Annotated in this window: 42 protein-coding genes and 2 tRNA genes; all 44 read left to right on the forward strand. The window is 42.4% G+C overall.

Annotated elements, in window-relative coordinates; all coding sequences use genetic code 11:
- The first annotated feature begins 44 nt into the window (after nt 1-44).
- The 44 genes from ACKGJO_RS06655 to ACKGJO_RS06870 all read left to right on the forward strand — a co-directional run bounded on the left by ACKGJO_RS06655 (nt 45) and on the right by ACKGJO_RS06870 (nt 21,085).
- A complete protein-coding gene (locus ACKGJO_RS06655) occupies nt 45-206 on the forward strand; it encodes a hypothetical protein (RefSeq protein WP_411322631.1) in 162 nt (53 codons plus the stop codon).
- Between the two features lie 17 nt (nt 207-223).
- A complete protein-coding gene (locus tag ACKGJO_RS06660) occupies nt 224-523 on the forward strand; it encodes a hypothetical protein (protein ID WP_411322632.1) in 300 nt (99 codons plus the stop codon).
- Nucleotides 524-608: 85 nt separating this feature from the next.
- Nucleotides 609-682 (forward strand) — tRNA-Thr (locus tag ACKGJO_RS06665).
- Between the two features lie 129 nt (nt 683-811).
- A tRNA-Lys gene (locus tag ACKGJO_RS06670) sits at nt 812-884 on the forward strand.
- Between the two features lie 170 nt (nt 885-1,054).
- Complete coding sequence (locus tag ACKGJO_RS06675; protein ID WP_411322633.1) at nt 1,055-1,585, forward strand: 5' nucleotidase, NT5C type; 531 nt, start codon at nt 1,055-1,057, stop codon at nt 1,583-1,585.
- Entirely contained in the window at nt 1,582-1,812 is a 231-nt protein-coding gene (locus ACKGJO_RS06680; protein ID WP_411322634.1) for a hypothetical protein, read from the forward strand. The genes ACKGJO_RS06675 and ACKGJO_RS06680 overlap by 4 nt, the downstream gene beginning before the upstream one ends.
- The gene (locus tag ACKGJO_RS06685; RefSeq protein WP_411322635.1) at nt 1,809-1,985 is read left to right on the forward strand and encodes a hypothetical protein; all 177 of its coding nucleotides are present in this window, start codon (nt 1,809-1,811) and stop codon (nt 1,983-1,985) included. The genes ACKGJO_RS06680 and ACKGJO_RS06685 overlap by 4 nt, the downstream gene beginning before the upstream one ends.
- 128 nt (nt 1,986-2,113) lie before the next feature.
- Nucleotides 2,114-2,419 (forward strand): hypothetical protein, encoded by a 306-nt coding sequence (locus tag ACKGJO_RS06690; protein WP_411322636.1) that lies wholly within the window; start codon nt 2,114-2,116, stop codon nt 2,417-2,419.
- A gap of 253 nt (nt 2,420-2,672) precedes the next feature.
- Nucleotides 2,673-2,957 carry a hypothetical protein gene (locus tag ACKGJO_RS06695; RefSeq protein WP_411322637.1) on the forward strand — a complete coding sequence of 95 codons (285 nt, stop codon included), beginning with the start codon at nt 2,673-2,675 and terminating at the stop codon, nt 2,955-2,957.
- Between the two features lie 1,822 nt (nt 2,958-4,779).
- On the forward strand, nt 4,780-5,406 hold the full coding sequence (locus ACKGJO_RS06700; protein ID WP_411322638.1) for a hypothetical protein: 627 nt from the start codon (nt 4,780-4,782) through the stop codon (nt 5,404-5,406).
- Nucleotides 5,407-5,594: 188 nt separating this feature from the next.
- On the forward strand, nt 5,595-5,777 hold the full coding sequence (locus ACKGJO_RS06705; protein WP_411322639.1) for a hypothetical protein: 183 nt from the start codon (nt 5,595-5,597) through the stop codon (nt 5,775-5,777).
- Between the two features lie 339 nt (nt 5,778-6,116).
- Nucleotides 6,117-6,413 (forward strand): hypothetical protein, encoded by a 297-nt coding sequence (locus ACKGJO_RS06710; protein WP_411322640.1) that lies wholly within the window; start codon nt 6,117-6,119, stop codon nt 6,411-6,413.
- A 9-nt stretch (nt 6,414-6,422) separates the two neighbouring features.
- Nucleotides 6,423-6,644, forward strand: coding sequence for a hypothetical protein (locus tag ACKGJO_RS06715; RefSeq protein WP_411322641.1), 222 nt, complete (start codon nt 6,423-6,425; stop codon nt 6,642-6,644).
- An 11-nt stretch (nt 6,645-6,655) separates the two neighbouring features.
- Complete coding sequence (locus tag ACKGJO_RS06720) at nt 6,656-6,796, forward strand: hypothetical protein (protein ID WP_411322642.1); 141 nt, start codon at nt 6,656-6,658, stop codon at nt 6,794-6,796.
- A gap of 24 nt (nt 6,797-6,820) precedes the next feature.
- Nucleotides 6,821-7,093, forward strand: coding sequence for a hypothetical protein (locus ACKGJO_RS06725; RefSeq protein ID WP_411322643.1), 273 nt, complete (start codon nt 6,821-6,823; stop codon nt 7,091-7,093).
- A 130-nt stretch (nt 7,094-7,223) separates the two neighbouring features.
- Entirely contained in the window at nt 7,224-7,796 is a 573-nt protein-coding gene (locus ACKGJO_RS06730) for a hypothetical protein (RefSeq protein ID WP_411322644.1), read from the forward strand.
- Nucleotides 7,797-7,993: 197 nt separating this feature from the next.
- The gene (locus ACKGJO_RS06735) at nt 7,994-8,449 is read left to right on the forward strand and encodes a hypothetical protein (RefSeq protein WP_411322645.1); all 456 of its coding nucleotides are present in this window, start codon (nt 7,994-7,996) and stop codon (nt 8,447-8,449) included.
- A gap of 12 nt (nt 8,450-8,461) precedes the next feature.
- Complete coding sequence (locus ACKGJO_RS06740; protein WP_411322646.1) at nt 8,462-8,686, forward strand: hypothetical protein; 225 nt, start codon at nt 8,462-8,464, stop codon at nt 8,684-8,686.
- A gap of 19 nt (nt 8,687-8,705) precedes the next feature.
- Nucleotides 8,706-9,188 carry a hypothetical protein gene (locus ACKGJO_RS06745; RefSeq protein ID WP_411322647.1) on the forward strand — a complete coding sequence of 161 codons (483 nt, stop codon included), beginning with the start codon at nt 8,706-8,708 and terminating at the stop codon, nt 9,186-9,188.
- Nucleotides 9,185-9,376: a hypothetical protein gene (locus tag ACKGJO_RS06750; protein ID WP_411322648.1), complete on the forward strand. Its 192-nt coding sequence runs from the start codon at nt 9,185-9,187 to the stop codon at nt 9,374-9,376. The genes ACKGJO_RS06745 and ACKGJO_RS06750 overlap by 4 nt, the downstream gene beginning before the upstream one ends.
- Nucleotides 9,377-9,396: 20 nt before the next feature.
- Nucleotides 9,397-9,819 (forward strand): hypothetical protein, encoded by a 423-nt coding sequence (locus tag ACKGJO_RS06755; protein WP_411322649.1) that lies wholly within the window; start codon nt 9,397-9,399, stop codon nt 9,817-9,819.
- 25 nt (nt 9,820-9,844) lie between these two features.
- Nucleotides 9,845-10,177 (forward strand): hypothetical protein, encoded by a 333-nt coding sequence (locus tag ACKGJO_RS06760; protein ID WP_411322650.1) that lies wholly within the window; start codon nt 9,845-9,847, stop codon nt 10,175-10,177.
- A 26-nt stretch (nt 10,178-10,203) separates the two neighbouring features.
- Nucleotides 10,204-10,980, forward strand: a complete 777-nt coding sequence (locus ACKGJO_RS06765; RefSeq protein ID WP_411322651.1) for a hypothetical protein — start codon at nt 10,204-10,206, stop codon at nt 10,978-10,980.
- Between the two features lie 12 nt (nt 10,981-10,992).
- Nucleotides 10,993-11,220: a hypothetical protein gene (locus ACKGJO_RS06770; RefSeq protein ID WP_411322652.1), complete on the forward strand. Its 228-nt coding sequence runs from the start codon at nt 10,993-10,995 to the stop codon at nt 11,218-11,220.
- 135 nt (nt 11,221-11,355) lie between these two features.
- Complete coding sequence (locus tag ACKGJO_RS06775; protein ID WP_411322653.1) at nt 11,356-11,853, forward strand: hypothetical protein; 498 nt, start codon at nt 11,356-11,358, stop codon at nt 11,851-11,853.
- A complete protein-coding gene (locus tag ACKGJO_RS06780; protein WP_411322654.1) occupies nt 11,850-12,317 on the forward strand; it encodes a hypothetical protein in 468 nt (155 codons plus the stop codon). Before ACKGJO_RS06775 ends, ACKGJO_RS06780 begins: the two co-directional genes overlap by 4 nt.
- Nucleotides 12,318-12,360: 43 nt before the next feature.
- A complete protein-coding gene (locus tag ACKGJO_RS06785; RefSeq protein ID WP_411322655.1) occupies nt 12,361-12,657 on the forward strand; it encodes a hypothetical protein in 297 nt (98 codons plus the stop codon).
- Nucleotides 12,658-12,666: 9 nt separating this feature from the next.
- Nucleotides 12,667-12,792 (forward strand): hypothetical protein, encoded by a 126-nt coding sequence (locus tag ACKGJO_RS06790; RefSeq protein WP_411322656.1) that lies wholly within the window; start codon nt 12,667-12,669, stop codon nt 12,790-12,792.
- A gap of 17 nt (nt 12,793-12,809) precedes the next feature.
- Nucleotides 12,810-13,133 carry a hypothetical protein gene (locus ACKGJO_RS06795; RefSeq protein ID WP_411322657.1) on the forward strand — a complete coding sequence of 108 codons (324 nt, stop codon included), beginning with the start codon at nt 12,810-12,812 and terminating at the stop codon, nt 13,131-13,133.
- A gap of 154 nt (nt 13,134-13,287) precedes the next feature.
- A complete protein-coding gene (locus ACKGJO_RS06800; protein ID WP_411322658.1) occupies nt 13,288-13,878 on the forward strand; it encodes a hypothetical protein in 591 nt (196 codons plus the stop codon).
- Nucleotides 13,879-13,904: 26 nt separating this feature from the next.
- Nucleotides 13,905-14,096 (forward strand): hypothetical protein, encoded by a 192-nt coding sequence (locus ACKGJO_RS06805; protein WP_411322659.1) that lies wholly within the window; start codon nt 13,905-13,907, stop codon nt 14,094-14,096.
- 94 nt (nt 14,097-14,190) lie between these two features.
- Nucleotides 14,191-15,099, forward strand: a complete 909-nt coding sequence (locus ACKGJO_RS06810) for a hypothetical protein (RefSeq protein ID WP_411322660.1) — start codon at nt 14,191-14,193, stop codon at nt 15,097-15,099.
- Nucleotides 15,100-15,196: 97 nt separating this feature from the next.
- Nucleotides 15,197-15,547: a hypothetical protein gene (locus ACKGJO_RS06815; RefSeq protein ID WP_411322661.1), complete on the forward strand. Its 351-nt coding sequence runs from the start codon at nt 15,197-15,199 to the stop codon at nt 15,545-15,547.
- A gap of 19 nt (nt 15,548-15,566) precedes the next feature.
- Nucleotides 15,567-15,872, forward strand: a complete 306-nt coding sequence (locus ACKGJO_RS06820; protein ID WP_411322662.1) for a hypothetical protein — start codon at nt 15,567-15,569, stop codon at nt 15,870-15,872.
- A gap of 264 nt (nt 15,873-16,136) precedes the next feature.
- Nucleotides 16,137-16,853: a phosphoadenosine phosphosulfate reductase domain-containing protein gene (locus ACKGJO_RS06825; RefSeq protein WP_411322663.1), complete on the forward strand. Its 717-nt coding sequence runs from the start codon at nt 16,137-16,139 to the stop codon at nt 16,851-16,853.
- An 18-nt stretch (nt 16,854-16,871) separates the two neighbouring features.
- Nucleotides 16,872-17,105, forward strand: coding sequence for a hypothetical protein (locus ACKGJO_RS06830; RefSeq protein WP_411322664.1), 234 nt, complete (start codon nt 16,872-16,874; stop codon nt 17,103-17,105).
- Nucleotides 17,106-17,493: 388 nt separating this feature from the next.
- Complete coding sequence (locus ACKGJO_RS06835; RefSeq protein WP_411322665.1) at nt 17,494-17,874, forward strand: hypothetical protein; 381 nt, start codon at nt 17,494-17,496, stop codon at nt 17,872-17,874.
- A gap of 136 nt (nt 17,875-18,010) precedes the next feature.
- Nucleotides 18,011-18,496: a hypothetical protein gene (locus ACKGJO_RS06840; RefSeq protein WP_411322666.1), complete on the forward strand. Its 486-nt coding sequence runs from the start codon at nt 18,011-18,013 to the stop codon at nt 18,494-18,496.
- Nucleotides 18,493-18,657 carry a hypothetical protein gene (locus ACKGJO_RS06845; RefSeq protein WP_411322667.1) on the forward strand — a complete coding sequence of 55 codons (165 nt, stop codon included), beginning with the start codon at nt 18,493-18,495 and terminating at the stop codon, nt 18,655-18,657. Before ACKGJO_RS06840 ends, ACKGJO_RS06845 begins: the two co-directional genes overlap by 4 nt.
- Nucleotides 18,654-19,073: a hypothetical protein gene (locus ACKGJO_RS06850; protein WP_411322668.1), complete on the forward strand. Its 420-nt coding sequence runs from the start codon at nt 18,654-18,656 to the stop codon at nt 19,071-19,073. The genes ACKGJO_RS06845 and ACKGJO_RS06850 overlap by 4 nt, the downstream gene beginning before the upstream one ends.
- Entirely contained in the window at nt 19,070-19,348 is a 279-nt protein-coding gene (locus ACKGJO_RS06855; protein WP_411322669.1) for a hypothetical protein, read from the forward strand. The genes ACKGJO_RS06850 and ACKGJO_RS06855 overlap by 4 nt, the downstream gene beginning before the upstream one ends.
- A 64-nt stretch (nt 19,349-19,412) precedes the next feature.
- Nucleotides 19,413-19,703: a hypothetical protein gene (locus ACKGJO_RS06860; protein WP_411322670.1), complete on the forward strand. Its 291-nt coding sequence runs from the start codon at nt 19,413-19,415 to the stop codon at nt 19,701-19,703.
- Complete coding sequence (locus ACKGJO_RS06865) at nt 19,700-20,164, forward strand: hypothetical protein (protein WP_411322671.1); 465 nt, start codon at nt 19,700-19,702, stop codon at nt 20,162-20,164. The genes ACKGJO_RS06860 and ACKGJO_RS06865 overlap by 4 nt, the downstream gene beginning before the upstream one ends.
- An 18-nt stretch (nt 20,165-20,182) precedes the next feature.
- On the forward strand, nt 20,183-21,085 hold the full coding sequence (locus ACKGJO_RS06870) for a Sak single strand annealing protein (RefSeq protein WP_411322672.1): 903 nt from the start codon (nt 20,183-20,185) through the stop codon (nt 21,083-21,085).
- Nucleotides 21,086-21,108 lie beyond the last annotated feature (23 nt).

Raw genomic sequence — 21,108 nt, forward strand, 5'->3', positions numbered from 1 at the left:
TCATGGGCAACCAAAGACCCCTATAACCTCTAACACCCAATTTAATGTCAGACGAAAGAGATGTAGCACAGGCTTTACTTGAGGCTCTTAAAGAGAGCAACAAAGCGATGGAACCTTTTATGGGTGAATCGTACGAATTGTGTTACAGATTAGAAGAAAACGAAGACCTCATTCAGATGGTCGAACACGACGTAGAACACTTTTAACCACCAACCCCTCAACTATGCCAACGATAAAAGGAATCAAAGAAAACGTAAACCAGTATCTACTTGAACGATCCATCGATAAAGCGTTTGGTTTGTTTACCAAAACATTCAACGCTATTGAAAAGGCCCGTTTGAAACTGATCGACTCTCGTCAGAAAACACAGAACAAGGCCCAAAATTTGTTCGAAGAGAAGATGAACACCGTCGATATGTACGACGCGATGATCGACGAGAAAACCGAGAAAGTGGACGAACTCAATACCGAGATCAAGAAACTCACTCGTTTCGAAAACAGACTAAAGGAAATTACTGAATAGTATACGGTGATCTTCAGGCGGGTCCCCATATACTCGTAAACCTCCTTACACCGACCACACATTCCTGAAGCTCTGTGTGGCATTAGCCGGAATAGCTCAGTTGGCCAGAGCGGTCCCCTTGTAAGGGATAAGTCGTAGGTTCGAATCCTACTTTCGGCTCTCCCAAAATGGGAAGTCATAATTATAGTTTTAATCATTATTGCTTACAGTTATGATTTATACTGGTAGTAGATGACCAGAGAAGTATTAAGCACCTTACCCCCGTCTTTTCCCCGATTGACGGGACATACGCCTATAGCTCAGTTGGTAGAGCAACGGCCTTTTAAGCCGTGAGTCGCAGGTTCGATCCCTGCTGGGCGTACAAAGGACGGGGGGTGTTGAACGTGCAGATGGCTTCTACCCATCAACGCAGTTTTGCATCGTTCGTCCCCACTTTAATGTGCCAGTAACGAGTTTAGCCTTCACTCGCCGTAAACAAAAAAGATCAGGGATTACTTGGGTCCCCGCATTTATAACCTCCAACACCCACTTATGTCAGCACACAAGAAGATATATCTCGATATGGACGGAGTCATTTGTGACTTCGTTGGACAGTATGCACGGTTAACCCAAACCAATCTGTCGGAACTCGATAATTGGGACATTGCCAATTATGTTGGTATCTCCCCGTCTGAGTTCTGGGCGAATATTGATGAATACGGTGAGGCGTTTTGGTCTACAATGGATAAATATCCGTGGACCGATGGTCTTATCGACTTCTTGATGTTTACTGATCATTTGTACTTATGTACCTCTCCCTCCCAATCGCCTTCCTGCCTGTCAGGTAAAATGAAGTGGATTCAGAAAAACCTTCCCTCTGAATTACACCGAAAGTTCTTCATCACGCCCCACAAAGAACACCTCGCGGGACCGGCGCGTATTCTGATCGACGACAGTGAACGCAACGTCGAAAAATTCAGACGCGCTGGGGGAAAGGCGATTCTTTTTCCGCAGAACTGGAACAGTGCTAAAATAACTGATCCTCGAACTAAAATTACCAATGAACTAATGAGAATGCTATGAAATTTAAAGTAGGAAATAAAGTAATCACAGAAGACGGTATTTGTACATGTGTATGTGCGGACCTTTCAACAGCCGTATTCGGACAGACGAATGTGTGTATCGATAAGGATGAGGAAGTCATTGAGTCCACCAGTTATGAGGACCTATTCGCCGTATCCAACCTTGACGATGACGACGACGGATTTAACTTCAAACGTATCTCCGGAATCAAACAGGCGACCCTATGAGTGGATTAGTAGGAGTGGATGGGAAACCATTACAGAAGACCGAACCGGTAACGCCGGAACTACTCGAAAAGAACCACGAGAAGATGGTAAAGTGGAACGATCATTTAAAATCCATCATACCGGCCAACCAAGTGAGAATGCACTTTGAAAGTCAAGACGATGTTGAGAATTAAAGCCGTCATATACAATAAAGGGTATTGGTCGTTCTCGTGTACAAAACAAACGAAGAACCCCGACAGATCAGTTTTTATAGCTGACTGTGGCCCGTACTCTATTTTTCTAACCATACAACACATTTAACATGTCAGCAACTATTACCGCAGAAGATTTAACCACGTCAGGAGAGATCAACAATGCTCTCATTAACACTATATCAACAGGTCCGTTAAAAGCGGAAGGTTTCGACAACGCAATCGTCGGGGTCGACTACTATGAAGAGAGGTTGGTTTATGATGCTGACCGGTGTATCGAAATCTTACAGGAAGACGGTATGTCATACGAAGAAGCCCTTGAATACTTCGATTTCAACGTCGTACAGGCTTACGTGGGTCCAAACACCCCTATTTTTATCAACCAGAACTTTTCAGAAGACTATTTAACAGAATGAAGGACCACACAAAAATCGCCCTATTTTGGGGTATCATCTATATAACAGTAATATTAATCTCTTTACACGTTAACTCATGACCTTAGTAGCTCTTATACAGTTAGTTATATTTATGGCGTACGTCGCATTCGTCCAACACAGATTCGGTAAGCTCAAGAGCATATCACAGTCAACCTACAGGTTTAGTCGCCGTGAACGTATCCTCTTTGTAGTCTTCTTATCGTTAATCGGGTTTCTCAACCTGTTACACGGAATGGGCGCGTACGGATTCCTTACGATGGCCGGACTTGCTTTCACTGGCATCACCCTTAACCACCAAAGTACCGGCGCAAATACGAAGTACGTGCATTTGGTAGGTGTCGTAGGGGCCATTGTTTCAGCTTTTTTAGGATTCATCGTCCTCGAAGGTATATGGATCACCACAGTATTAATGGCAATGTCCATACCGATGCTTTATCTATACGATAAGGAACACGTTGTGTGGAATGCCGAGATCGTGGCGATGTTAATGATCGTCCTGAGCTATGTAATTATGTAACCGGCCCCGCCGGAACTCACCCGACAAGTGAACGCTCAAGGATCAGCCCTAACCGGTTGGTCCTTTTTTTATGTTCAGTATTTTGTATTGTACACGTAACGTGAACACACGATTTTAATGAACATGTGTGCGCCGGAAAAAATCTCGCAATTAACTATTGCGAAGTCTTCACACTTTCTTTATATTATGAGTCCACACTACTAAATGCTCCGCCAGAGGCGTATCTTTGCATATCTAATCTGGCCGTTGTTTTTAGGGTGTTGGAGGTTATAGGGAGACGGAGGGGTCCGTCTCCTTTTTTTATGTCTATACTTTCTGTGTCCATTTTGATCAGCTTATTTTGCACTTCCTGACTCCCTTTCTTACCCGAAAAATATTTAAGCGAATCTCTTTTTTACATTAATTGGACGAATTGTTTTCTCGCAATTATCTTCGCAATCGGGTTAAGTGTGTAATAATTACACATTTACATCAATTAAGAAATTTTAACCGAATAATTGATTTTCCTTGTTTTCGGCCTTACTTTTATACTTGTCAATTAAGCACAGTTGTATTAGAAAACGCTCGAACGAACGGTAATGTGCCTGTTTCGGGGTAATTACAAATGAAGATCGAACGTCGAGCACTGATACACTAAAAACACTGACAACAACAAGAGATACGTTAACAAATAACCCATAAGGATTAACATGAACGTAGGTTCATACATATATATCCCGATCTTCTCTATAACCTCCCTATTTACCCAAACTGCAATGTTTTCAACCCGTAAGCTACACAATTGGTTTAAAGGTTCCACCAGTGAACAAAGCCAATTTGAAGCGAAATTTGCTCACGCATTACAAACGGAACTATCACGCTTGCGTGCGAAAGATTCGACCCCCCGACGTACCCCCACCCACCTCTGAGGCCAGCCCTCACTTGATTTTTTAAAGTTTTTTTCGTAGTCGCGCAGGCTTCCTTTTTGGCCATCACACGTCACGCGACGCGCGCGAATCAAACAATATTTCAACCAAAGTCAAGTTTACCCCCCAAACATTAGATAATTCTAATAAAGCAAATTAGATTTGCGCCGTATTGGAAATTTTTTGTAGTTTAGAATCGCATTCAAGCAAAGGCAACAAGCCAACGCTTGAAAGGGCGCTTATAAGCCTTTCCCTGAAATGGGCCAATTATAAGGTAGGGCCGAAAGGCAAGTACTCAATTTTTTGGGTATCGCTTTTCGCTTGAAACATTCCCGTTTCTTTGTCCTATGCTCTTTGACTTATTGACGTATCCGAAAGGCTCTGTTTCACTGCAAAGTGTTATGAATTAAGAGAGCTTTCTTAGGTGAACTATATCTACGTTAACCGATTGAATCTGTGCATATCTATGCAAGTGTGGCCCTATGGAATGACACCTAAAAAACGTTTGAAGCGTACAAAATAACTGAATCATACTATCCGTATGTGACTATGTTATAGATAGGATACTAACTAATAAAAGCTACCTTATCGCTGTTTAGGTATAGTATAGGTATGCAACAATGGACCGCGCGAAAGTTTAGGATTTTTACGCATAACTGCGCCAAACTTTTCAACCATTAATCCATCATTGCGTATACGCTATAACCGATAGGCTCGCGTAACGTCTAACCGCTTGGCTCTGCCATCATTGCGAATGCATAGGTTAGATTAATAATGTGCTACTTTACCCCAATTAATAACGTTTTTTGTGAGAGCTTTTCCGTCGGTCCAAATCCTTTTGAAATGGGGTTGGACCTTATACCCAATAGCCAAACAAGGCTTAAACTATAACTAACAATACCCTAACATATCATATCATGAAAGATTCAAAAAATACACTATCCAAAAAGCAAAAAGAAACTTTAAAAAACCAAAAAGAAGCACGAAAAGAAGCGCTTCAGGACGTATTAGAGCAAGAAAGAAACCTTTCTACGGCCTTGAAACGTCTACGAAATATTGACAAAGATAGCGACTTTGACTTCCGACTATCTCCCGCTATGCGATTGGTAGCTGAGGACCGTAACATTCAAATAGCTTTGAACTTTGCGACCAAAGGTCAGATGGAAAAGTGGGACTGTGAATGGATTGACAAAGAAACCGTATCACTTGGGAAACGTCGCGTTGGTGGCTTCAGAGTTACAGGTGACAAAGAGAAAGATTCAGAGAAACGTAATAAAATTATCACCCGTGACGTGACAAAAATAGCGAAGTCTTTGGAACTCGCAGGGCAGGACGTAAACAAGGCCAAACTACGCAAAAATTACAAGTCTGAAGTTGACTCTGTACAATTAGAGCGCCGGTTTTCTTTGAGTGAAGTTCTGAACATGCTTGAAAAAGTAAACAAGGAATGGACCAAGCACGGAAGCAAGCTTGAATTGACTATCGTTAACATGAAGCAAGTATTCGGCCTCGAAGTCTTAGACAAAGACATTAAGACCGCGTAACACTCACATACATTCATACACGGCCCGTATCTTAAAAGGTATGGGCCTTTTTTATATCCGCCTTTGATTGTTTGACAGCAACCACGGGATTATTCTGTACTATCATTACTATGCCCGTGAACTACGGGTGAACTATATAAAATAACCTTTCCTTACAGGTGAGGTATAACCTCTAATACCCTATAACTATGACTAATACACTCGAACTACATCAAACCGTTGACCAACTTGGAATAGAACTAACCGATAACGAATTACTACGGCTCGAAGCTTTGGTTCCTCAAACGTTGGAGTATGCCAATATAGCTATGGACTACATAGACGCGGTACTTGAGACCGTAGACATGTATATCAAACCCGTGACCGTATAACCTCCAGACCCTCATATCTAAAACGACGCTATATCTTATAATTACTTGGGTGAAGTATGCCCTATCATTAGGGCTGTACTGTACCTATGTGGTATCAGTATTTATTGCATAACCCTATAACCTCCAACCCCCTATCATTATGATCATTGGAATAATTAGTCTGTCCTGTATGTTTATGCTCGGCGGATTCATTCACGAACGACCGAAACGTGGTATAGTCGCAGGGATTTCTGTGGCCGTACTATCATTACTAATCATTGGAGCCGTACAAACACCAATGTAAGAACTATCATAACCATAACTACGAGAGACTTGCGAGTCTCGCAAACCAATAATATTATGAGTGACCAAACCATACAACCACTACCGACAAAGATATGTATAACATTTAAGTTTGGATTCTTTGTACATAACGCTGGCATTGAAATCTTTAACAAAGCTATGGATGAGATCGGGTTCCCTGCGGGTGAATCATACCGGCGCGAGAAGTTCGGATTAATGCAACGTAATACTACATCGTGGATGGGTTGTCTGGATAACCGTTACCTCACTAAGCTTGAGCCGTGGGTGGATGAGTACGTCCGAGACTACGAAAAACAATGGGAAGACAAACTGTTTAAAGAACTGAAAAAATAAGGAACTATCATGTCTAATAACTACGATTACTACACCATTTCACAGGATAACTACGGGAACATTAACGTGTACGGATGGGACACCTATCCCGAACACTCTGTACTCGCAGGACAATCACGGAAGAACTTTATCGAATCATTCAACACGGATGAGGAAGCTAAAGAAGCGTTCCCCGATGCTGAGTTCTCATCACATTGGACCGAACCACAGAACACATTCGACCACCTATAACCCCTATCATTATGCCTAAATACAAGTTCATTTACGAAACACCGCAGGGAGAAACTAAAGCCCGTGGTGTTGTAGCTAATAACGAAGACGAAGCGTACGATAAGTTTTACGATCTAAAGCTTGGAGTGGTCCGCGACGTCAAAAAACAATAACCTCCAACCCCTAACCCCAAGACAATGGAACACCCAACCGTCCACGTATGTGAGGACTGCCGTAACGCTATTGTTAACGACGACTACACAGGACTGGACTACTATCATGACCGTGAAGAAGCAGACGAGCGAGAGCGCCAAATACGCGCCGGATTGAAACGATTAGGCTGGATGACACCGACCGATAATACCATTGAATTCTCATTGAATCAATGCGAGTGTTGTAAGATCGACGGTGACGGTAAACGATATGAGATGGTTCTGTTTCGTATGGAACTATCATCCGCTTTGGCTTAGGGGTACATCGACGTTCAGTCTGACCGCTGGGCGTTGATTTATTATTACGTTATCGTAACCCGATTGGAGCAATCCGATCTGCAATGTGGTTGCGTATGACATCACTTTTAACCTCTAATACCCTATCATTATGGAAACTACAATAGACACTGACCACAATACCGTCTATATCCACTGTCCGAACTGTGACAATTGGGAAGGACTCGGTATTGACGACGCGCGTCATTACTTCCACGACATTGAAATACTTGAATGGTTGCCCGATCGTGAAGACGAACCGGAACGATCCATCAATAAATGTAGCGCATGTGAAGAAGAGTTCACCGTCATTTGGGATTACCCGCCGGTCACCTTAGAAATCAAAGAAGATGAGTGGGAAGGACCCGACGCGTCCATTGAAATCTCATTATTTGAGTATGGAATAATCTGGCAGAAGAACGACGAGTGTGAACCCGATGAACTATGTTTCATTGCTGAGGTTCCGTTCGAAGACCAACGACTGTATGACTCTGGCTATGTGTCAGAAGATGACTTTGATTGGGCAGACATTGACGGCATACTGTCGTGGAATGGACTGACCAAAGAAGAGTGGGACGAATTACCGCTTGGACAAAAAGTTCAGGACGTATGTAACTATCACGGCTCTAACAATTTATTCACTACCTACGGGGCAACACCCGAAAACGAAATAGAAATACTATAACCTCTAATACCCAAAACAATGAACAGCACAATAATATCTGACCTACAAGAAGAATACGGAACTATCATCTTCACCGATACGGCAGGAATGGACACGTCTAACCTAACCGTACGATGAGAAAGTTGATCAGTCTTTTTTACATCATAATCGGATGGGCCATACTGTGCGCCCTTCCACTAATCTTATAATACAATACTATGAAACGACGCATTAAAGCTGACGATTTAGACTTCAGCATCAAGGACGGTAAACTATACTTTGGCGACGTACCAGTGGAATCTGACGGACATTACGATTCACTGTACTATCCGTTTAGACAAAACCAATTTGGTATCCGTGTACCCGTAGAAAGTGTACATTGGGGTACGAAAGAAAAGTTCACACATTTAGAATGGGTGACTGGTCTCGACGTAATGTCTGACGGTAAACTATGGATTGGGTCTATTCGTATGCCTCACAACCCATCTATCGAAGACGTTCGTAATTTCATTCCATCGGGCATACATAGCAACTTTGACCCTATTAAATGGAAACTTGATCACTTGTGTAGACACACGATGGACAAGGAATGGGTCATCGTTGAAGACCCCAGAAGAAGTATGGACGACGGACAAATCATGTATAAAGACGTATCTGAACTTATAATCGAATAACCCTATCACATTATGGAAGCACTAATCGTACCTGTCTTACATGAGTTCTCAATGAATTCACATTACGCAATTTACTTTAGAAACAATTACGATTCTACGCCCAGAAAACTTGGCGAGGTAGAAGTCGACGATTGGAAAGGTGAAGAAGACAGAGAAACGGAAGTTCAATACTTTCTTCTCGACAAATTGACAAACGATCAAATGATGAAAATTCAAATACATTATCTCACATTATAACCTCCAAAACCCTATCACAATGAACTTTACACAACTACAACCGATACCGATGTTCGCTAACCGTACGACCATCGAAGATGCTATGGACTACGCATACGAATTGAACAAAGGAACCCCAGACCCATCGCTACTGGTGGCAGTGTCCGTGCTGTACAATACTATATCGGACAACTACTACTTGATGGACAAACCGGTCATTGAAGACGAAGTGATGGATGTTATGGACTCGGCCCGTGGTGTTTATATACCGCGCGATTTTTGCGCTATGTTGCTCTCTTCTACGTGGGTATGGTATGGTGTACACAATAACACTATCAGTTACTTAGAAAGTCACGACCCCTACAATGGCGACCACTATTGGGACAATTGGGAACAAACCTTAGACAACCTACGGGTAGTTATTGATGATCAGGTTTATATGTTACATCAAAACTGTGATCTATTCCTCGTACCGGTTGACATCATCGACTCTCCTGAATTCGAAGAATGGAGTGAGGCATGAAGGTAAGAGTCAACATGTACGAAATGGACACTAAGGAAACTATGTCCAAAACAGTTAACGATTGTACCCCTGACCAAGTCGCTGACTTTGAGAGGATGCAAATGAACGCCACGATTTTCAACGAACACGATAAAGAGAATCGTACGACACGTAACTGGATCATCGAAGAAGTAGAAGTATTCAAGTAACCTCCTAACCCTATCACATTATGACTAAAGAAGACCTAATCAAACAACGGTATAACGAACAGTTTTTCGAAGACATCACCTTCGATTACGCAACTCCCTTAACCTTGATGAGAAACATTGAGGAAGAAGTGTACGGTGAGTTAAATATTGAAACCGGCGCGGGTGGACATCTATTCAATTGCGTTTACGGATACGGTAAAGGTGACAAACGCGGACACGAAGGACTGATCCCTCTGACCGATAAAGCTGAAATGATCATTGAAATCTTTAAAGCGAAAACCGGTATGGACCCTACGTTCACAGAGTTAGACCAATACGTAGACAAAAAAACTACGAGACATAAAATCGCTGACATCATCAACGATACAGAATTACATACTTCATACGAACGTATTCTTGATGAGATTATTGATGAACTGAACCTATCCGTCTACATTAAGTAACCTCCAACCCTTAAACCCTATCACAATGGGACTATTTAGTTTTAAAACAAACGACACAGAAAGAAGTATACCAACCACACCAAGTGACCGTGAACCTTTTCCAGTCACGATGACTGATAACAAAGGGAATAAGTGGCACGAGCCAGCTTATTATGGCTACGGTGAGTTTGGTGGTAAAGACATCTTTGAGTTAATAGCAGAGATGAACGGTAAAGAAACACGAGATGAAGGTATCGTACTGCACCACTCGGACGAAAAGGCACTATCACCAAACCTTACCGAAGACCCCGACCGCGAGTGGGTGGACGAACCACTGACCGACTGTCCACATCAAGGATTCTTTTATCCTGACGAATAACCTCTAACCCCTCTTATCATATAACAATGGAACTATCACACATTATAGAACACATACTCGCTTTAGATTATGACGACAGAGAAACAGAAATCGGTAACTACAAAATATCAATTCATTACGACGATTGGGCTGAATCCCCGCGCGATTGGGACAACTTTGGAACAATGGTCTGTGGCCATAACCGGTACACTCTTGGTGATGAACAATGGTCTCCAGAATTTGCCAGTGAGTACGGTATGTTCGAGTATTTCCACAGTATGTCAGGTTTATTTCCCGACAAAGGCTACTACTCAGAATTCACGGATGAAGAATTCCAAAGAATCGAAGAGTGGGTCGATCAAAATATTATTTGGCTTCCTCTCTATCTGTATGATCATTCAGGTATCACTATGTCAACGTCGTCGTTTAGTTGTCGTTGGGATTCAGGTATGGTTGGGTTCATTTGGGTTAGTCGCGAGGACGCCCGAAAGAATTACCACTGGAATCGGATCAGTAAACAACGTGAGGAAAGGGTCTACGATCATCTTCGTGCCGAAGTGGAAACGTATGACGAATACCTTCGTGGTAATGTCCACAGCTTCGTGGTCGAATACGAAGACGAAATCATAGATTCCTGCGCCGGATTCTTAGGTGACTGGCACTCTGACGATGGGATGGGACGTCACATGATCACAGACAACATCGTTCCGGCAGTTGAACACCACTATAAGAAACGATTGGACACACGCTTCGAGAAGGTCAAAGCTCTCATAAATAACTGTGTCCCCATCACGAAACGACCACAACTAATTGCGAACCTCTAAATAGGAACTATCATGTACACTCTAAAATACACGTTCTATGAATTCGCCGACATTGACGTGAGTCAATACGACGTTGAACTGATCGATGCCAATGGTGTGTCGATCGCTTCCCGATGTACTTACGAAGACATCAAAGATGAGATGGACCCAGACAACATCTGGCAAAACCAAATCGAAACCTACGAGGTCAAACCCGACCAAGTACTTGCGATTATTAACGTATTAAAACTAACCTCCTAACACCCTATCACAATGAGCTTTATTACAAGACTAACACACGTAAAAAGTATCCTTAACGATTTACAAAAAAACGCACCGGAAACAGCTTTACACGCACAATGTCTCGGAAGTACAGTACAAAGACATCTGAATGACATGAGTATCGCGTTAAACATTGACGATACCGAATGTGTAAAACATTGGGCCGACCCAGAGATCGGGTCACATGTAGCTGTGTCTGAAGATACGTTCCTGCCGGACCTTGTTGCACGGATACTCAGAAAAGCCGATGGAGAGACCATTGACTATGTGGTCAGGGAAGCCGAGATCGAGTCGTGGCTACTCCACAGCATAGTAGGAAGGGTAGACAACCAATCCCTACAAAGAGCGATCGACGAACGCAAATCAGTACGCTCTGACGAAAAATGTACGGTGGTGTTCGGTGACATTAGATATTACTTGCCAGAGTATTACGGCGTCAACCACCCTCACGCAGAAATCCATTCAATAAAGTCGGTTGTTAAGTGTCGGAACATAACCAACGCACGAGAGATCGAAGAAGAAATGAAACGGTTCTTTGACCACAGCATTATCCTCGAACATTTCGACGGAGTGATTGAATACAAATGTGAAACAAAAATGGAACTATCATGAAACTTACACAATCAGATTACGAAACTTTAGCACGAGCTACGGAATGGTCTCTTGGGATGTTGGAACACGGAGACAAAACGCCTGACGAAGAGGTGTTTGAGAAGAACCTTCACAGGGTCAGTATAAAATTTGAATACGAGACTGACCGTATGTTATCAGTTTTTGAATTCCACGCCGGACGTGAGAATGAAGCTGTGAACGAAGCGTTGGGTAATTTTATCCAGTATTTAACATTGCAGGACGATGAACTGTACCAAGCAATATACACTGACAACTACGAAGACGAACGGTTCGATTCTGTCGAGTCGATCTTGACGTCAAAATATACGTGGTTTGTAGTCGATGGTGATCTCGCGCCGGACAACATTCCATTACAAAACTGGATGAATAAGTTTAACAACATGCTCGAACAAATCATCGAGTACGAATGTGCTCTATACTATGAGCAGGACCCCCTATCATGAGCAAACTACCACAACTAATTGCGAACCTCTAAATCTTATTACAATGCCTAAATACGAACAAGACCTCACAATAGATGAAGGAGTCGAACTGTTTGAACGACATCCAAACATTACCGTTGAGATTTCGGATGGAAGAACCTTTAGTGTCCATTGGACGGAATACGGAATGCAAGGAGAAATTTTGTCAACCAGAAAAATAAGAGGCTTTAGCAACATCAATGTCCTCAAATCAACTGCTTGTGTCGTCGGTCAAATTTACAAGATCGGATACAATCAAGGTTTTCTCAAAGGCAAAAACACGATCCGAAGAAAGATTAACCACATTTTAATGGAAGAATAAGGAACTATCATGAGTAAACTACCCCACTATTACGTTAACGAAGTCCTTTTCTTGGACTTTGATGACGCGTTGGAATACTGTGACGAACATTCGTTACCGTACGAAGACATAGAAAAATCGTATGAATACAAATAACCTTCAACCCTATCACAATGTCATCCAGAAAAGTAAAACTACTACCACAAGGTAAACCTAAGTGGATCAGATGTTACGACAATGGCGGTAAATCTTTTGACCGTTACACTGTCGTATTCACTGGCCGGTATCGTAAGTCCCCGTATGACGATTTCATACACTTAGGATTGAGCAAAGACCCATTCCATCCGCAAGGATTTGGACAACACGGGTTCTCTGACGAACAGATCGACCGCCCGAAGTATGCACACTTGGGTAGCCCGATCGAGTTCGAAGACTTACCAACTAAATGCCAAACCGCAGTGATCAACACCTATGTTGACGTGTGGAATTTAGAATAGGAACTATCATGAACAAACACGAAAAAGTACAACGTAGGAAAGCGTTGAAACAACAGAAATCGAAACAAGAATACCACGAATTGAGAAAAGAGATGAAGAAATTGATCGTTCTCAAATCCAGACAATTATCATAACCTCCAAACCCTATCATATCATGACTACACCTAAATTATTTTTAACTGACTACGCAAGTTATAATCACGGCAAACAATTCGAATTCGGACATTGGGTAGAACTCGATGACTTTTCTGGAGCAGACGAGTTCATGCAGTACGTGACCGATCACCTCAAAGAAGCCGACGAGAAATCTCCACTGGACGAATATTCCATACGTGAGGAACCTATGTTCACCGACTACGAAGGGTTCCCCCGCTTCCTCTATGGAGAGAGTCTTGGAACCAGAGATGTCGAAAAGATATACGAATATCTCGAACACTTTGGGGACATCGACGATGAGGATGATCACGAGTGGTTACACCTCCACAACACCTATTGCCGAGAGACCAACCGTTTCGATGATGAGATTTATGAAAACGATGAATACTTCTTCGAGACGTTCTTTCAAGGAAGTAATTTCGATTTGGTCCAACGGATATTCTTCGGTGACTACAATTTCTCTGACGAGTACGTCCGGTTCAACGGCTACGCCAACCTCGAAACCTTACACGGAAGAGACCTTCACGACCACATCGACAAAGAAGCAATCATCGAGTGGGTCCTTGAAGAAGGTTACCAATACGTATAACTCAGACACAATAAATGCTGACAATTATGGAACTATCATTAATACATAAACAACAGAAGCGGTTCAATAAACTACACCGTCACCGGTTTAGTCATTGTATCCGCCAAAACAAAGCCGAGGACCGGTACTACGAGTATTGGATGTTCAAAGATGAACCCAGACTCGCTATTGTCGAATTCTCGGAAGACCATTACGAGATATATGTGCAAGAAAATTAATTTTTCTCACACTTGCATTAAACAATTATAATCAATAACTTAGACGGACCCAGTGACGGTCCGTCACAAATTAACCTCCAAACCCTATCATATTATGGAACTCCAAGACATACACACCGTTATACCTTCCTTCACAGGATTCTACCATTCAATCTGGTACTACGGTGACACCGAATACGAAGAAGCCTATAACATATCCACTGAACTCAAACTTAAACAAAACCAAGACGACGGTGACATCGTTGAAGCGATCCTTGAGGTTGCAGACTACGAAGAACACGAAAAAGACGTGTGTCTTGAAGTCGCCGGTCATTGGGAATATGTTCTCAAAAAATTAGGGTATCTCGAAAAGCTTGAACACGAATCCGTGTGGAGTCCAAGAGAGTACAATTTCCAGACCGATAAGAACTTGGTCGTCGCTTCCTTCACCCAAGAACAACTCACAAAAGCTAAATCCGATTTTTACGAATATCGTGATGATTTACATTCTTCTGTCAAAGACACTTTCACTTCTTACGATGGGTTTATGTCCTTTCATTCCAACGACATTTACGATGAAGAGTGGGAAGAGTGGTACACGGATGACTACAAATACATTTGGGTCCTCTGGCAACTTGCGTTGATTCACGGTTATGAGATGGACGACATGCACATTTGGGAGATGACTGACATTCATTTCAGTTTTTATTACAGCATTGAAGAGGTGCAAAATATCCTAATGCCTTATAAGGAAAGTGACTATCACTGCAAAATTTCAGGCAACCCTCTTAATGAGTACAACTACTTCGACCATAAGACCATTGAACTTGCTGAGAAGTATGAACACAGACTTGGCAAGCGTCCGAAGGTACTATCATTCGAGACCGTCAAAGATGAGAAGTTCCCGTGGTTCGACAACCTACCGGAACACGAACGAGAACACTTCTTAGATGATGAGCAAGTCTTCTACGAAGCCAGTGAAATCTTTCACCGTGAAACGCAAAATTCGGGAGAGTTGGTATGAAGTTCAAATTCTGGGATCGCCTCGCTTTAGTGGCGATCTCTCTTTTGTATGCCGTAATGTTTATGTACCTGATTTATAACCTTCAAACCCTATCATAATGTTAGCCCAAGAAATAAAAGACCAATTCGACGAACTGTTCGATGAACACCAAGACTTAGACGTCAACGTAAGAATGTTTATTGACCACGATCATGTGTACAACATTGGTAGCATCGATGTATTTAATGACGGTGTTGACCAACATTTACACAGTATTGATCTCAACGCTGAACCAGTCGATCCACCCGATGAGGTGGGATTGTTCTACGTATTGTTAGACGAAATAGAACTCGAAATCATCAAAGATGGTGACGGTAACACAATAAAGTTCGACAATAAAGAAGAGGCGTACCAAAAAGTTATTGGAACCCCTTACCAAATCATAACCATACCTTATTCTAAAATTTAACCTCCACACCCCTATCATAATGCAATCAATCAAAATTGAAATCACGACAGAAGACATTAAGAACAAAGCCAGACAAGTCGGTTGGAACATTACCGAAGGTCAGGCGATGGACATCTTATCCGCAATCAACAACAACGCATTCCCCCAACACAAAGAAGAGATCGAAGAGTCCGTTCATTACTATATGATCGACGTGATCGAAAGTCAGCTTGAGACTAAGCGTCGGAAGATCACAAAGATCGTTGAAAGTGAAATGATCGAGACTCCGGTAAAAACGCAAGCATTTGTCGAAAACATTGTCGGCAGAGTTATGGAAGAGGTATAAACGATCGGACCTATCACAAACGATTACGACAAATACATTGTAGCCTTTTCGGGTGGTAAGGATTCTATTGCTACGTTTCTTTATCTGCTCGACTTGGGTGTACCTAAAGAAAAGATCGAACTCTGGCATCATTGTATCGATGGCGGTCCTGATTCAGATTTATTTATGGATTGGGAATGTACAGAGGACTACTGCCGAAGTTTTGCGGAAGCGTTTGATGTACCGATTTTCTTCTCTTGGAAGAAGGGCGGGTTCGAACGCGAGATGTTACGTGAGAATCAACGTACCGCACCGATGGTATTCGAAGATGGAGATAAGAACCTTGTTGAAGTTGGTGGTACTCGTGGAAGCGAGTCTACCCGACGCAAGTTCCCTCAAGTCTCCCCTGACCTATCAGTCCGGTGGTGTAGTGCATACCTCAAGATCGATGTGTGTGCCACTGCCATTCGTAACCAAGACCGGTTCAAAGGAATTAAGACGGTTGTCTTATCTGGCGAACGTGGTGAGGAATCAAAGGCCCGTGCGAACTACGCAATTATGGAACCCGATCGCTCTGACCTGAGAGATGGTAAACGATTCAAAAGATACGTAGATCGATGGCGACCGATCCGTGACTGGAAAGAAGAACAAGTATGGGACATTATCGAACAATACAACGTTCGTGCGCACCCTGCCTATTATTTAGGTTGGGGCCGTGTGTCCTGTAAGTTCTGCATTTTCGGTAACGCAGATCAAGTCGCTTCCGGTTTTGCGATCAGTCCAGAACAGGGCAATAAAATCGCTGACTATGAGGCAGAATTCGATGTGACTATCAAACGCGACAAATCGTATCGTGACTTGGTAGACAAAGGAACCCCGTATGGTTCTATCACACCGAGCCTTGTTGACTTAGCAACCGCTTACGACTACAACGAAAATATAATTATGGACCAGTGGACACTTCCTGCCGGAGCATTCGGTGACTCCTGTGGTCCTACCTAACCTCCAAAACCTAAATACATGTTCAACGCCTTTATACGAAAACAATTCGAATCCAGAAAATTAACCACAAGGAATATCATCAGGCACTTCTCGGAAGGGATGGAGCCGGATGAACAAGACGCCCTCATGAACTCACCCAACAAGCGGATCGAGGATGAGGACGCAGACCAATACCTATTACGACAACACTTTAAACGTAAAGTGAGTCAGGCGTACAAACAAATACTACGTCACCGTCGTAATTCTAACTAAACATTAAACTATAACCTCCAGATATGTCCAATCAAACAATAGTACAACGCGTCGATAACAGTAAATTAGTCAGAGAGAAGTTGGGAATTGACAAATTCCTCGCTGAACACACAATGCCATCTCACATGCGGTTAGCTTTAAAAGAGTTTCGTGGTGAGATTAAAACAGAGTTACATCGACGCACGAACTGACACAACATTGGGGTATATCTAAACAAACACTAATATATTATGCTTTTTAAACTTCTATTCAGCTTTAACGGGGCTACAATTGGAACAGGAACACTTAAAAAATACCGCGCTTTCGTTTTCTCAACGGAGAGCATAACTTTGGGGGGTTACATACCCCCCTTTTAATTAACCTCTATCACACCTAAATTTATAATACAATGACTAAGGAACTAAACGACATCTTTGAAGAAAATCTCGAAAACTTAATCGTCACTGCTATTGAAGGCGGTTCGAACTATTGGTACTGGCTGACGAAGGAAGCGACCGATATTATCAGAGAAAACGCGACCGACAATACCGATCCGTTATCTGTCAAACTATGTAGAGCCATTGAATCAGGTCATATTATCCCAATCCACAAAAAGTCTGATAAAACCGAAGTTGGTGCAATCAATATGGCAAGTGCAAAGAACGCATTCAAGAAATTACACAACAACTACCCTGAACGATCGGCCCGTGTTATCACTGGCGGTTATGACGCTAACGATGCTGACGTATGGTTTCAACTGGCGGTCATGAACAAAATTGTGTTCGGGTAACTATCATGCAACAATTAATCAAATGTGAAACATTAACTGAATTTACTAAGGTTAGTGCAATGTTGGTCGCTGAAGGGGTTACCTTTAGGGCCAGAACAAAAAATCTAACAATCGAATTAACCGGAGGATATTAATTATGTTAACAGAAGAAAGAAAAAACGAATTACGAAAAGAGTACCGAGACGCATTACTTGAAATCGACTACCGCCCACCTTTCGATACGATGAGTGACGGTCTGGACGTCGACGCCTTTAGTGGGTTTGTTGGTTACGGCAACGATTGGGGTAAAGACAATCTCAACGAAGAAGAGATTAGTTACCTCACCCAACTTAGGATTGAAGTTTACGATCTCAAACGAGTGTCCCAAGACGACGCGTTGAAATTCACTGTTGAACATAGTGAACACAATAAAACTGACGTGTATGTGATCAAAGAAGGCGAAGCGTTGAAAGGCGACTTTTATCAATACCCGTTCTTCGGCCCTTCCATTATCACAGTAAATCGTGGAACTCATCGAGGTCACCAGTGGCACGAAGTTCATGTTGACGACGAGAACTTTTGGGAATGGATTGCTAAACTCGCTACCGAAGGTGCCAACGCATTAGAATCGAAAGACAAATGAACTATCATCCAGTTACCGAAGCAGTCTATGAATTACTTAAAGAAGACGAACGGTTTAAAGAAAAGAAAATAGCCGGTGTCGACGCTTTAATTGACGAAAAGAAACAGTTAACCCCAATAATAAAAATTCCAATCTTTACTGTTAAAAAAGAAACACAATGAATACTGATAACCTCCAAACCCTATTAGACAGCACTGACGATTTCGTGTTCGAAGAGTTCCGGTTTGACCGGTTCAAAGGACAACTTAAATGCGGAACGGTCGGGTGTTTACTTGGCCACTACGCAACGATCTCTGACGATTGGGAATTCACAGCGAAAGATGAACCTAAATTAAAAGAATCGGACAACTCGTTCGTTACTCCTTTATGGGACGCTTCCGATCACTTTGATTTATCTGTCGATTTGACTGAATTAATTTTCTGTCCTCTCGAAGATTGTGATGACGAATTCGTACAAGAAACTTACCAACGCTACATTGATGAAGGCATCGTACTACTTGGTGCTGACGCTTCCAAAGAGGAAGTGGTATCCAATGTTCAACATTTAATCGAGAACCCTCACATCGCAAATTTATGACAAAACTTAACATTACCGACAACATGATCTCCGGCGTATATCTACAGATGGCCCACGAAGCTGGGACTATTGACGATGATGAATTTCATGACTTACGAGAAGATGTTTCAGTTATTTTAACTGAGCAACAACTGGACGCGGTTAAAAACTTTATTGACCCGAACGGTTATAACATCGAAAACTCGGTTCATGAGATCATTGAAGACGCCATTAACCGATCAACGAACGTATACGATTTCGAACCCCCAAGAAATAATATGAAGTTGGTCAGATAATCTTTGGTGAGGGCTACCCACCCTATTATATTCCACCAAGTTAACCTCCAAAACCCAAATTACAATGATAACTAAGGATGATCTCTTTAGCGACATAGAGCGCTATTGGGAAGATGCTTGCCGAGGATTCTACTTGCTCGAAATGAAGAAGATCGCAACCGGTATGGTTAACGCAAACCTTCGTTCGGACACAGAACATTCCCTCACCTTTTTAAAGAATGCCACCCAAGAATACTTGGAAAGGTTTAACGGTAAAGCTCGTACCAAAAAAGATTTGGAACGATTGGACACCGTTAAGAAGTATCACACACAAGCACACAGCAAAATCCCTAAAATACTCCAACCCCAATCATGATTACAGACGCAATAGACGCGAGCTTGATGTTGTTCAATGAGGAACACGACGACCTCAACGACATTAAGAACCTCAAGAAGATCGAATCCCTTCAAGGCCAAGCTGAGAATCTTTTCGAAAGCTATAAGTCTTCTGGAACCTACGATCCGTTACTTGTACACCTGATCGGCAAACACCTCGAAGAGTTTGGAAAAGCTCTTAAAGATGTGAGCAAGGCAGGAGCACAAGAAATCGCAGAACAACTCTCAGAAGAAACCGGTGAAACAACACTCACCACCTTTGGGAATTCAGTAACCGTTTCATCACGGACCTATCATTCATACGACGACCCTACACTAACCAAACTTATTGCCAAAGAGAAAGGCATTAAAGAAGCGGTCAAACGTATGAAAAAAGAACTCAAGGAACAGGGGAAGACAAAGACAACTGAATCAGTGTCCCTTTCCGTTTCAAAAACCTAAAACCTCCAAAACCCTAATATGTCCATATTTAGTACCCTGTACGATATTAATGTACAAGAACACACCGAAGACAAGAATGGCTTTACCTACTTACCGTGGGCGAGAGCTTGGAAGAACGTTAAAGAGAACTTCCCCGAAGCAAAATTTGAATATCACCGTTTTGACGACGGACGCCTTTTCTTCTACGCTGAAGATTATGGGTCAGATGTTCAAGTGTCTGTAACGATCGAAGATCACACTCACACCGCTGTTCTTCCTATTCTGAATTTCAAAAACAAACCGGTCTTTGGTATTCCATCAAGTGATCAAGTGAACCGCGCGTTACAGCGTGCCCTCACGAAAGCCTGTGGAATGCACGGTCTTGGTCTTGGCCTTTACGAAGGTGAAGACATTATCGACCCAGACCCTTCTGACGTTGACTCCGGTTCAACAAAACGCTCAGGCAAAAAGAGTGGTAAGAAGAGTGGTAAAAAAACCTCAAAGAAAAGTGGTAAAAAGTCCTCCAAAAAGTCAGGTAAGAAAACTTCTTCAAAGAAGAAATCTACCGAAACCGAGGACACTGAATCCGAATCTTCAGGAAGTTCTAAGAAGTCATCAAAGAAAAAGTCTTCAAAGAAGAAAGGTAAGAAGACAACGAAGAAAAAATCTTCTAAGAAATCTTCGAAGAAAGGGCCTTCAAAAAAGGCATCTAAGAAGTCTTCAAAAAAGAAAAGTAGCAAGAAGGAAGCCCCCGAAACCGACGGTAAACCACCGTGGGAAGAAGACGTCGATCCAGAGATCGTCGAAGCTTTTGAAGAATGCTCAACCCCTGACGAAGTAACCGAACTCATGATGCAATACAAGAAAGATGCGGACGACCCTGTCCAATTCATGAAAGTGTACATGAGTGAAGCGAACCGTTGCATCGAAGCCCTGTCCTAAACCCTAACGCCCCGATGATTATA

Source organism: Gracilimonas qinghaiensis, from assembly GCF_046602855.1.
Taxonomy (GTDB): domain Bacteria; phylum Bacteroidota; class Rhodothermia; order Balneolales; family Balneolaceae; genus Gracilimonas.

Excerpts from the sequence above, each read along its gene's own strand:
- ACKGJO_RS06655 (WP_411322631.1), top strand. The coding sequence starts at position 45 with ATGTCAGACGAAAGAGATGTAGCACAGGCTTTACTTGAGGCTCTTAAA.
- ACKGJO_RS06660 (WP_411322632.1), top strand. The coding sequence starts at position 224 with ATGCCAACGATAAAAGGAATCAAAGAAAACGTAAACCAGTATCTACTT.
- ACKGJO_RS06675 (WP_411322633.1), top strand. The coding sequence starts at position 1,055 with ATGTCAGCACACAAGAAGATATATCTCGATATGGACGGAGTCATTTGT.
- ACKGJO_RS06680 (WP_411322634.1), top strand. The coding sequence starts at position 1,582 with ATGAAATTTAAAGTAGGAAATAAAGTAATCACAGAAGACGGTATTTGT.
- ACKGJO_RS06685 (WP_411322635.1), top strand. The coding sequence starts at position 1,809 with ATGAGTGGATTAGTAGGAGTGGATGGGAAACCATTACAGAAGACCGAA.
- ACKGJO_RS06690 (WP_411322636.1), top strand. The coding sequence starts at position 2,114 with ATGTCAGCAACTATTACCGCAGAAGATTTAACCACGTCAGGAGAGATC.
- ACKGJO_RS06695 (WP_411322637.1), top strand. The coding sequence starts at position 2,673 with ATGGGCGCGTACGGATTCCTTACGATGGCCGGACTTGCTTTCACTGGC.
- ACKGJO_RS06700 (WP_411322638.1), top strand. The coding sequence starts at position 4,780 with ATGAAAGATTCAAAAAATACACTATCCAAAAAGCAAAAAGAAACTTTA.
- ACKGJO_RS06705 (WP_411322639.1), top strand. The coding sequence starts at position 5,595 with ATGACTAATACACTCGAACTACATCAAACCGTTGACCAACTTGGAATA.
- ACKGJO_RS06710 (WP_411322640.1), top strand. The coding sequence starts at position 6,117 with ATGAGTGACCAAACCATACAACCACTACCGACAAAGATATGTATAACA.
- ACKGJO_RS06715 (WP_411322641.1), top strand. The coding sequence starts at position 6,423 with ATGTCTAATAACTACGATTACTACACCATTTCACAGGATAACTACGGG.
- ACKGJO_RS06720 (WP_411322642.1), top strand. The coding sequence starts at position 6,656 with ATGCCTAAATACAAGTTCATTTACGAAACACCGCAGGGAGAAACTAAA.
- ACKGJO_RS06725 (WP_411322643.1), top strand. The coding sequence starts at position 6,821 with ATGGAACACCCAACCGTCCACGTATGTGAGGACTGCCGTAACGCTATT.
- ACKGJO_RS06730 (WP_411322644.1), top strand. The coding sequence starts at position 7,224 with ATGGAAACTACAATAGACACTGACCACAATACCGTCTATATCCACTGT.
- ACKGJO_RS06735 (WP_411322645.1), top strand. The coding sequence starts at position 7,994 with ATGAAACGACGCATTAAAGCTGACGATTTAGACTTCAGCATCAAGGAC.
- ACKGJO_RS06740 (WP_411322646.1), top strand. The coding sequence starts at position 8,462 with ATGGAAGCACTAATCGTACCTGTCTTACATGAGTTCTCAATGAATTCA.
- ACKGJO_RS06745 (WP_411322647.1), top strand. The coding sequence starts at position 8,706 with ATGAACTTTACACAACTACAACCGATACCGATGTTCGCTAACCGTACG.
- ACKGJO_RS06750 (WP_411322648.1), top strand. The coding sequence starts at position 9,185 with ATGAAGGTAAGAGTCAACATGTACGAAATGGACACTAAGGAAACTATG.
- ACKGJO_RS06755 (WP_411322649.1), top strand. The coding sequence starts at position 9,397 with ATGACTAAAGAAGACCTAATCAAACAACGGTATAACGAACAGTTTTTC.
- ACKGJO_RS06760 (WP_411322650.1), top strand. The coding sequence starts at position 9,845 with ATGGGACTATTTAGTTTTAAAACAAACGACACAGAAAGAAGTATACCA.
- ACKGJO_RS06765 (WP_411322651.1), top strand. The coding sequence starts at position 10,204 with ATGGAACTATCACACATTATAGAACACATACTCGCTTTAGATTATGAC.
- ACKGJO_RS06770 (WP_411322652.1), top strand. The coding sequence starts at position 10,993 with ATGTACACTCTAAAATACACGTTCTATGAATTCGCCGACATTGACGTG.
- ACKGJO_RS06775 (WP_411322653.1), top strand. The coding sequence starts at position 11,356 with ATGAGTATCGCGTTAAACATTGACGATACCGAATGTGTAAAACATTGG.
- ACKGJO_RS06780 (WP_411322654.1), top strand. The coding sequence starts at position 11,850 with ATGAAACTTACACAATCAGATTACGAAACTTTAGCACGAGCTACGGAA.
- ACKGJO_RS06785 (WP_411322655.1), top strand. The coding sequence starts at position 12,361 with ATGCCTAAATACGAACAAGACCTCACAATAGATGAAGGAGTCGAACTG.
- ACKGJO_RS06790 (WP_411322656.1), top strand. The coding sequence starts at position 12,667 with ATGAGTAAACTACCCCACTATTACGTTAACGAAGTCCTTTTCTTGGAC.
- ACKGJO_RS06795 (WP_411322657.1), top strand. The coding sequence starts at position 12,810 with ATGTCATCCAGAAAAGTAAAACTACTACCACAAGGTAAACCTAAGTGG.
- ACKGJO_RS06800 (WP_411322658.1), top strand. The coding sequence starts at position 13,288 with ATGACTACACCTAAATTATTTTTAACTGACTACGCAAGTTATAATCAC.
- ACKGJO_RS06805 (WP_411322659.1), top strand. The coding sequence starts at position 13,905 with ATGGAACTATCATTAATACATAAACAACAGAAGCGGTTCAATAAACTA.
- ACKGJO_RS06810 (WP_411322660.1), top strand. The coding sequence starts at position 14,191 with ATGGAACTCCAAGACATACACACCGTTATACCTTCCTTCACAGGATTC.
- ACKGJO_RS06815 (WP_411322661.1), top strand. The coding sequence starts at position 15,197 with ATGTTAGCCCAAGAAATAAAAGACCAATTCGACGAACTGTTCGATGAA.
- ACKGJO_RS06820 (WP_411322662.1), top strand. The coding sequence starts at position 15,567 with ATGCAATCAATCAAAATTGAAATCACGACAGAAGACATTAAGAACAAA.
- ACKGJO_RS06825 (WP_411322663.1), top strand. The coding sequence starts at position 16,137 with ATGTTACGTGAGAATCAACGTACCGCACCGATGGTATTCGAAGATGGA.
- ACKGJO_RS06830 (WP_411322664.1), top strand. The coding sequence starts at position 16,872 with ATGTTCAACGCCTTTATACGAAAACAATTCGAATCCAGAAAATTAACC.
- ACKGJO_RS06835 (WP_411322665.1), top strand. The coding sequence starts at position 17,494 with ATGACTAAGGAACTAAACGACATCTTTGAAGAAAATCTCGAAAACTTA.
- ACKGJO_RS06840 (WP_411322666.1), top strand. The coding sequence starts at position 18,011 with ATGTTAACAGAAGAAAGAAAAAACGAATTACGAAAAGAGTACCGAGAC.
- ACKGJO_RS06845 (WP_411322667.1), top strand. The coding sequence starts at position 18,493 with ATGAACTATCATCCAGTTACCGAAGCAGTCTATGAATTACTTAAAGAA.
- ACKGJO_RS06850 (WP_411322668.1), top strand. The coding sequence starts at position 18,654 with ATGAATACTGATAACCTCCAAACCCTATTAGACAGCACTGACGATTTC.
- ACKGJO_RS06855 (WP_411322669.1), top strand. The coding sequence starts at position 19,070 with ATGACAAAACTTAACATTACCGACAACATGATCTCCGGCGTATATCTA.
- ACKGJO_RS06860 (WP_411322670.1), top strand. The coding sequence starts at position 19,413 with ATGATAACTAAGGATGATCTCTTTAGCGACATAGAGCGCTATTGGGAA.
- ACKGJO_RS06865 (WP_411322671.1), top strand. The coding sequence starts at position 19,700 with ATGATTACAGACGCAATAGACGCGAGCTTGATGTTGTTCAATGAGGAA.
- ACKGJO_RS06870 (WP_411322672.1), top strand. The coding sequence starts at position 20,183 with ATGTCCATATTTAGTACCCTGTACGATATTAATGTACAAGAACACACC.